This is a genomic window from Pseudophaeobacter sp. EL27, from assembly GCF_900313025.1.
Lineage (GTDB): Bacteria > Pseudomonadota > Alphaproteobacteria > Rhodobacterales > Rhodobacteraceae > Pseudophaeobacter.
Genome location: NZ_OMPQ01000007.1, coordinates 52,044 through 60,263, shown reverse-complemented (window position 1 = coordinate 60,263; position 8,220 = coordinate 52,044). Strand labels below are relative to the sequence as shown.

Genomic DNA, 8,220 nt, shown 5'->3' with positions numbered 1-8,220 from the left:
GGCTTTCAGGACATTGAACATTCTGGACGAACACAGCCGGGAATGTCTTGCGATCCGGGTGAAGCGGAAGCTGAACGCGAACGAAGTCATTGATGCTCTGACGGATCTGTTCATTCTGCGAGGCGTGCCCTCTTACATCCGATCAGATAATGGCCCTGAGTTCATTGCTGAGGCCGTCAGAGGCTGGATCAAGGCTGTCGGGGCCAAGGCCGCATACATCGAGCCTGGATCGCCATGGGAGAACGGATACTGCGAAAGCTTCAATGGGCGAATGAGGGATGAATTGCTGAACGGTGAAATCTTCTATTCGTTACGAGAGGCCCAGATCATTATCGAAAGCTGGAGAAAACACTACAACACCAAACGACCCCACAGTGCTCTGGGCTACCGCCCACCTGCGCCAGAGACCATCGTCCCGATGGACCAAAGGCCAACCATGCACTAACTTTCAATTTGGACCACTCAAGTGGGGCTGCTCAAGCCCATGACCCTCAGCCATGCCCAGGTCAGTGTCGGGCGCTTCTATCGCGATCTGGTGGAGCGTCATGCCTGTGCAGGCCTGAAATGTTCCTCGATTGAATCCACCCGGTCGCGGGGCAGTGGGCGAGGGGGCGGTTTCATGGATGCAGTGCTGCGCGACCGCCAGGAGATCGAGCACCTGCGCCGCCGGATCGGCTCGGGCTCGGCCCTGGTCGTGCGGCGGATCCGCCCCTCCAAACGCGGCTCACGCACCAGCATTCCAGATCAGCGCCTGGTCGACATGGTCTGTGTGGAGGATCGCCCTTAAATGATGTCCTGAAAGCGCATGGCTGGTCTGTCAGTGGGGAGACCTCCCAGACGCTTGCCAAGGCCTTGGAGGCCGCACTTGAGCGCATGAATGACCGGTAAGCGCAGTTTGCGACCTTTGCAAAATCGCCCTGACAGCCCTCGTGAAGCGTCACGAACGGCCCAAACCAGACATTCAACTGGTACAAAATCCAACAGGTTACATCCCGCAAAACAGCCGTTCGTGCGGGCCGCAGCATTTTGGGTCGACCGGATGGCTGCAACACGGACAAAGCTGCCATCGGGTACTGCATTCTAAACCTCAGATTCCAGTTCGACGAGGCGATCGGATGACCGCCGATGAGGCATTGAACGCTGAACTCTTGCAGTTTCGATTTTTGTGATTAGGCCTCACATCAATCCTAGACAGGTGTGTCTAATGCATGCTTCAGTGACGAGGGGGAGATGACTAATCGGCATTTTCTTTTGAATTCGACTATCTGGTCACGCATTTAAGATAGGGAGGTCACGATGAAATCGCATTATCAAGCAGTTGTAATTGGTGGCGGTGTCGTCGGGACTTCGGTCTTGTACCACCTTGCGAAAATGGGTTGGAAAGACGTTTGTTTGGTGGAACGTAGTGTTTTGACGGCCGGATCCAGTTGGCATGCTGCCGGCGGGTTTCATGCGTTGAATGCGGACCCGAATATCGCCAGCTTGCAAGCCTACACAATCGATTTGTTGGAAGAGATTGAGAAGGAATCTGGTCAATCTGTTGGTATGCATATGACGGGCGGCATGACCCTTGCGGGGACGCCGGACCGCTGGGAATGGTTGCAATCGGCCTACCGTACCTTCCAGTCTATCGGCATTGATGATGTGCACTTGATTACGCCCAAAGAAGCAGGCGAGTTAAACCCGATCATGTCTACAGACGGCATTCTGGGTGGCATGTGGGCTGACCGCGAAGGGTATGTCGACACGACAGGCACCGTTCATGCCTATGCAGGAGCGGCCAAGAAATATGGCGCAGAGGTGATCGAACACAACCGCGTTCTGGAGCTGATCCAGACTAAGGACGGCTGGGATGTTGTCACTGAAAAAGGGACGATTCACACCGAACACGTCGTCAACGCGGCTGGTCTTTGGGCAAAGCAGGTCGGGCGTATGGCAGGAATTGAATTGCCAGTATCACCTCTTAATCACCATTACCTGATCTCGGACACCATCCCTGAACTTGAAGATCTGCATTTTGAGATTCCGTTGACCGTTGACCTCGAGGGGTTCACCTATACACGGCAGGACCAGAAGGGGATGCTTCTGGGCATCTATGAGATTGAGCACGAACACTGGATGATGGACGGCGCGCCCTGGGAGTATGGGTTCGAGCTGCAACAAGAAGACACCGACCGGATTGAGCGTGAACTGATCCTCGGCTACGAGCGTTATCCCGCATTGCAAAACGTCGGCGTAAAGACATGGGTCAACGGCGCGTTTACCTTTGCGCCTGATGGTAATCCGCTGGTTGGCCCGGTGCGCGGCAAGCCCGGGTATTGGTGTGCCTGCGGCGTGATGGCTGGTTTTTTGCAAGGCGGCGGCGTTGGTAAATCGCTGGCCGAATGGATGATCCACGGTGAGCCGGAGGCAGATGTCTACGGGATGGATGTGGCCCGCTTTGGTGACTACGCTGGAAACAAACGGTTCATCAAGGAAACCACCGGCCAGTTCTATACCCGCCGGTTTGTAATGACCTACCCGAATGAACAACTACCTGCAGGGCGACCTTTGAAAATGGCACCCGCGTATTCGGATATGACTGCGGCAGGCTGCCGATGGGGGGCAAGTGCAGGGCTTGAGGTGCCGTTGTATTTTGCGCCGTCTGCTGACTTTGAGGAAAAACCGACGCTTAAACGGTCAAATTCGTTTGAAATCGTGGCCGCCGAATGCCGTGCAGTGCGTGAAGGCGTCGGCTTGCTTGATATCTCGGGCTTTTCGCGCTTTGAGGTGACTGGCGATGGAGCCGAGGCATGGCTTGACCGGATTATGGCCTGCAAGCTGCCCAAAGCGGGCTATGCGAAACTTGCGCCGATGTTGTCGCCAGATGGCAAGCTCAAAGGCGACCTGACTGTTTTCAATTGGGGTGACGGGACCTGGTGGATCATGGGAAGCTACTATCTGCGTGATTGGCACATGCGGTGGTTCCACGACCACATGGGCGACAATGTAACCCTGCGCGATATCGCCGATCAGACGGTTGGCTTTTCATTATCGGGCCCGAACAGCCGCAAGGTTATAGAGACGCTAACGGATGCTCAAATCGCCGACCTACCGTTTATGGGCTGTGGCACGTTTGATATCGGCCTGATCCGCGCAAAAGTTGGCCGTTTGTCTGTGTCCGGAGAGTTGGGTTATGAAATCCATTGTTCTGCTGCCGAACATATTGGTTTGCGCAAATTATTGCTTGAGGCAGGTGCCGACCAAGGTATCCGCGAGGTTGGTTTCAATGCGCTGCTGAGCCTGCGACTTGAGAAAAGTTTTGGTATCTGGTCTGCTGAATTCACCCAAGGCTACACTGCAGCGCAAACAGGAATGGATCGCTGGATCGACTGGGATAAAGAATTCATAGGTAAAGCAAGTGCAGTTGCTGAACGTGATGGTCAAAGAGAAGCGCAAAAGATTGTCACTATCGAGATTGATGCAACAGATGCCGATGCGACGGGCTTTGAGCCCATATGGGTGACCGGCAAGGTTGTTGGCTTTGTCACCTCTGGCGGTTTTGGCCACACGGTGCAGAAATCGTTGGCAATGGCGATGGTCAATCACGAACATAGCGCTGTGGGCACCGAGCTGACAGTTCATGTTGTTGGCACAGAAAGACCCGCACGGGTGATTGCTGCCTCACCCTATGATCCGTCCGGCCAAGCGATGCGAGGGTGAGCCGTTGAGCAGACAAGAACCCAAAGCGCGAGCGCGGCGTGGGCGCAGCGCCTCCAATATTACAACATCCAAACGGTGCGTAAACTACCACGATTTGCGTAACCCATTCCCCGCAATGGAGGTGTTTTCAAACGATCAAGCGGCTGCAATGCATGAAACTGCGCTGCGAACGCTTGAAGACCTTGGTATGAAGGTTCTGCTTCCTGAGGCCATTGAAATATATAGAAAAGCAGGTGCACGCGTCATCGGCGACATGGTCTATATCGGCCGCGACATGGTCGGTGCCGCGCTAGCCTCAGCGCCCAAATCCATTCAGGGGCGCGCAGGTGTACGGGAAAAAGACCTGACGTTTGAACTTGGTCGTATGGTGTTCCAGCCAGGTGCAGGTGCCCCGCACGCAACTGATTTGGTGCGTGGACGACGCCCAGGTTCTGGGGCGGACTATAAGGAATACACCAAACTTAACCAGCATTTTGATGTGTTGCAGATGCTGTCGCCGTCCGTGGAGCCACAAGACGTCGCAACCAACCTTCGGCACTATTTCACCATGGAAACCCAGTTGACGTTATCAAACAAGTTTCCGTTCATCTTCTCGCGGGGGACACCTCAGGTGATGGACAGCTTTGAGATGCTGCGCAATTTTCGTGGGACCTCGGACGCGGAGTTTTCGGCAAACCCGCATTGCTACACGATCATTAACACCAACAGCCCCCGCACCTTGGATGTCCCGATGGCGCAGGGGTTGATCGACTTTGCCAAACATGGACAAATGTCGATTGTAACTCCTTTCACGTTGATGGGCGCTATGGCTCCGATCACGGTGGCAGGTGCCGTAACGCTTAGCCATGCCGAGGCCCTCTTTGCAATTGTGCTGACGCAGCTTGTGAACCCCGGAGCGCCCATTTGCTACGGCACTTTTACGTCGAATGTAGATATGAGGTCGGGCGCGCCGGCTTTTGGTACACCATCGCATTTTCAAGCCTCTCTTGCGGCGGGGCAAATGGCTCGTTTGACGGGGCTGCCGTGGCGCAGCGCGGCAGGGTCGGCTTCCAATATCAATGACGTACAAGCTGCCAATGAAAACCAAATGGGTCTTTGGGGCTGCTTGATGGCGGGCGCAACCGTGATGATTCATTCGGCGGGCTGGCTAGAAGGCGGCCTTTCTGTATCTTACGAAAAAATCATAACAGACGTTGAGGTCTTGAACATGATAGCCGAACTTTGCGCCGGTGCTCAGGCAGGACCGGACGAGATCGGCTTTGACAATGCATTGTCGCATGTCGATCCAAGCGGACACTTCTTTGCCTCGCCCCAAACCATGGAGCGGTACAATACCGAATTCTACGAACCAATAGTGCACAGCTATGCAAATTTCGGCACTTGGACGGAGCGCGGTGCGCATACTGCGTCAACTCGTGCAACCGCCACCTGGCAAGATATCGTGAACGCGGAAAACCCTGTATCTGTCGATCATACGAAGTTTGAGGAGCTGCAGGACTTTATAGGAAAACGAACTGCCGCTGGCGGCGCGCCGCCGGAAAGCTAAAGAATGCCAAATCAATCATCACAGGTATTGGACCGCGAGGATCCGGAGAAAGACCTGCCTATTGGTCACGTCAAAGTCACGAAGCAGGACTGGTTGAAGACGGCACGGGATGTGCTCGTGTATTTGGATCTAGGTCTGCTCATTCTTGAATGGCGTCGGTTGCCTGCCTGGCCCGAAACTCTCGCAGGCGCAGCTAACGGCAGCTCTCCGCCCGGTCTGTTCAAGCTCAGTGTCATGCTGCACCTAGAACGAATGTCTAGGAGGGCTGAAAGCAGAATTCTAGGTCACGACATTCACCTCCAGTGAAATATACCCCCCCCCCTTAAAATTTGCGCGCGAAAAAATCTGATTACTCACTCCGGTTTCAGCCCTGGAGGGTCCAGACTATCAAAGCCCCCCCCTCTCAGGTGCGCGCGCTTCTCAGGCCGATGTTTCTTGCTATCGTGACAGCTCTTGCAGGGCGACTGCAGCACGCCAAACCAGAACAACCAAATTCCCATCAACGGGTCGGCCAAATTAAGCGCGGCACATCGGTTCGTCAAATCGAAACCCGTTCAAGATGGATTTCGATTTGTTTTCAATGGTCGAACCAGGTGGATGTCCGCAAGGCACTTGTTTCAGAACAGGCCCAGGACACAACAGCTAAGAACTTAAGAACCTGCATTAGCTAGAAGGAGCAATCCTAGCGACGAAGGAAAAGGCGTCCCAATCGCCAGTGACGTAGATTGCGCAGATAGCGATCCTGACAATTGTGCTGCCTAGCCCGGCTTGGCCCAGTCCTCCCAACCGGTGCCAGTGGTCGCAATCGGGCCTTCCCAGGCAAACGGCATTTGATGGATCGATGTGTCCGCCCCGTCAATGAGCAACACAAAGTAAGACGGAGCCATGGGAGCGCCCTTTAGCAACTCCGCTTCGTTGAAATCCGGGATCGACTGGTTGCCGGTCGAAGGTACGCTGGCAAATTGAACCCCGGCAAAACTCCCGTGGATCGGGGCATGCACATGGCCGAAGTGGACATAGTCCAATTTGGCTGCGTGATCCTGGATCAGGTCACGGAATGGGCCGCGGTCTTCTTCAACCAGGGCAATTTTGTCTACTGCTGGGAGGTTCAACAGCATCGGATTGTGATGCAGAAAGATACGGGCACGGTCGCAGCGAACAAGTTCGTTTTGTAACCATGCGCGACGCGTTTCGCAGAAATGGCCCGCGTGCGTTTGCTCTCCAACACTATCGAGGTAGATGAAGCGCACGCCAGCAAGGGTTTCAGCGTGATTTACAAACCCAGCCGCATCAGTGGGATGATCTTTGAAAACTGAGAGGAATGTTCTGCGATTGTCGTGATTTCCGATCATCAGTCGCACTGGTATTTGCAGACCTGCGATTGCCTGTTGCAGCGCTTCATAGGCCGCCTGTTCGCCCCAATGTGCCAGATCGCCGGTTAAGATGACACGCGCTGCATCAGCATGATGGGTGGCGATATCCACCAGCGCCTGTTCAAAACGCGCATGGGGGTCCAATCCGCCCATCTCTTCGCCGGGAACTGTCAGGTGAATGTCGGAAATGTGGATGATTTTCATGTGTTTCTGTCCAAGGGGAAAGCGGCCGCGCGGGCAATTCCACGCGGCCGGAGTAGATGGGTTTAGCCGTTCGGCAGCAGGTCAGCGATTTCTTCAACCAGTTCCTGTTGAAGCTCTTTCATGTCGGTGGCGTCGCCGGTGACAATGCGCTCGACCCCGTCGTAGATCACCTGAGTGATCGCCAGACCGTTGTCGCCCGGATAGGCCAGCCAGTCGCGCAGCAGTGGCAGCTGATCAACGGCAGTCTGCTTGTTTGGGTTCTGGTCGTAGAAATCTGCCAGGATCACTTCGTTTGCGGCCTTATTAGGGGGCATGTAACCAGTGGTCTTTGCCACTTCCGCAGCGCCGTCCCCCGAGGTGATGAACTTGAGCCAGGCCCATGCGGCCTCTTGCACCTTGGGGTAATCCGAGGTCGAGGTCAGCAATGCGGCGTTGCCACCTGCGGGCAGGCCTTTGGGCGTTTCGCCCATGCCTGGGAAAGGCCCTGTGACCAGTTCAAAATCACCCTGCGAACGCTCAACCGCGCCCAGAGCAGAGGTTGACCAAAACATCATGCCGATGTCACCGGCAGAGAAAGAAGCCAGTGCCGCTTTCCACTCAAGGTTCTGCATTTCACATTTGGTGAAGATCTCTTGCATCTGCTCCATAGCAGCGAGGGCTTCGGGGCTGTCGACGGTCACATGGCCATTGTCGACAATGGCCTTGTCTTGGGACCACATCAGCGCCTGCATGAACCAGTTGCCAGTGATGTTCCAACCCCAGAAGATCGGATTCTCAACGCCATTGGCCTTCATGGTTTCGCAGGCAGAGATCACCTCGTCCCAAGTGGTTGGCAGGGCGTCGATGCCACCCGCTCTAAGCACATCCATGTTGTAGTAGCCAACCGGCAGGGAAACTGAGAATGGCAGCCCGTGCACGTTGCCGTCAAAGGTCGACAGGGATAACATGGCGTCGTGATAGCCTTCTTTGGCAAAATCCGCTTCCTTGGCGATGAAGGGCTCCAGCGATTTTGCAATGCCTTTGTCGACAAGGATCTGCTGACGGTTCAGGCCCTGCATGGTCACATCAGGCAGGTTGCCCGATACGGCTTCGCGCAGGATGGTATTGGTGCCATCTTCATAGGATTCATATGTGGCGCGGAATTTCACCTCGATGTTCGGATGCGCTTCTTTGAAGGCGGGCATCATCGCTTCGTAAGTCACATCAAACAGATGGCTATAGGGATAGGCAAATTCGATGGTTACGGTGTCTTCGGCGAAAACGGCGGTGGCGCTCAGGGCCAAGGCCATTGCGGTGGCAGTCAGTTTCATGGAATAGTCCTCTCTTGCCGGGTCTTGGAGCCGTTGTTTGCAGACGGAGGCTCCGGGTTTGTCCCTTGCGGGATTTCGGGTTGGG

6 protein-coding genes are annotated in these 8,220 nt (G+C 55.0%); 4 read left to right on the top strand and 2 right to left on the bottom strand.

From position 1 onward, the window contains the following. The 4 genes from ED661_RS04570 to ED661_RS04555 all read left to right on the top strand — a co-directional run. Window positions 1–445: integrase core domain-containing protein (locus ED661_RS04570; RefSeq protein ID WP_162930038.1), on the top strand; the 445-nt coding region annotated here is incomplete at its 5' end. 39 nt (window positions 446–484) lie between these two features. Continuing rightward, window positions 485–787, top strand: a complete 303-nt coding sequence (locus ED661_RS04565) for a hypothetical protein (RefSeq protein WP_122072772.1) — start codon at window positions 485–487, stop codon at window positions 785–787. 509 nt (window positions 788–1,296) lie between these two features. Continuing rightward, a complete protein-coding gene (locus tag ED661_RS04560; protein WP_122072771.1) occupies window positions 1,297–3,702 on the top strand; it encodes an FAD-dependent oxidoreductase in 2,406 nt (801 codons plus the stop codon). Then, window positions 3,671–5,248, top strand: coding sequence for a trimethylamine methyltransferase family protein (locus ED661_RS04555; protein WP_122072770.1), 1,578 nt, complete (start codon window positions 3,671–3,673; stop codon window positions 5,246–5,248). The genes ED661_RS04560 and ED661_RS04555 overlap by 32 nt, the downstream gene beginning before the upstream one ends. Before the next feature lie 758 nt (window positions 5,249–6,006). On the opposite strand, the gene ED661_RS04545 is transcribed toward ED661_RS04555, so the two are convergent. Beyond that, on the bottom strand, window positions 6,007–6,825 hold the full coding sequence (locus tag ED661_RS04545; protein ID WP_122072768.1) for a metallophosphoesterase: 819 nt from the start codon (window positions 6,823–6,825) through the stop codon (window positions 6,007–6,009). Between the two features lie 62 nt (window positions 6,826–6,887). Beyond that, window positions 6,888–8,135 (bottom strand): ABC transporter substrate-binding protein, encoded by a 1,248-nt coding sequence (locus ED661_RS04540; RefSeq protein WP_122072767.1) that lies wholly within the window; start codon window positions 8,133–8,135, stop codon window positions 6,888–6,890. Window positions 8,136–8,220: the final 85 nt, after the last annotated feature.

What these genes read in the sequence shown, in the direction of transcription:
- ED661_RS04565 (WP_122072772.1), top strand. Translation starts at nt 485, where the DNA reads ATGACCCTCAGCCATGCCCAGGTCAGTGTCGGGCGCTTCTATCGCGAT.
- ED661_RS04545 (WP_122072768.1), bottom strand. Translation starts at nt 6,825, where the DNA reads ATGAAAATCATCCACATTTCCGACATTCACCTGACAGTTCCCGGCGAA.
- ED661_RS04560 (WP_122072771.1), top strand. Translation starts at nt 1,297, where the DNA reads ATGAAATCGCATTATCAAGCAGTTGTAATTGGTGGCGGTGTCGTCGGG.
- ED661_RS04555 (WP_122072770.1), top strand. Translation starts at nt 3,671, where the DNA reads ATGATCCGTCCGGCCAAGCGATGCGAGGGTGAGCCGTTGAGCAGACAA.
- ED661_RS04540 (WP_122072767.1), bottom strand. Translation starts at nt 8,135, where the DNA reads ATGAAACTGACTGCCACCGCAATGGCCTTGGCCCTGAGCGCCACCGCC.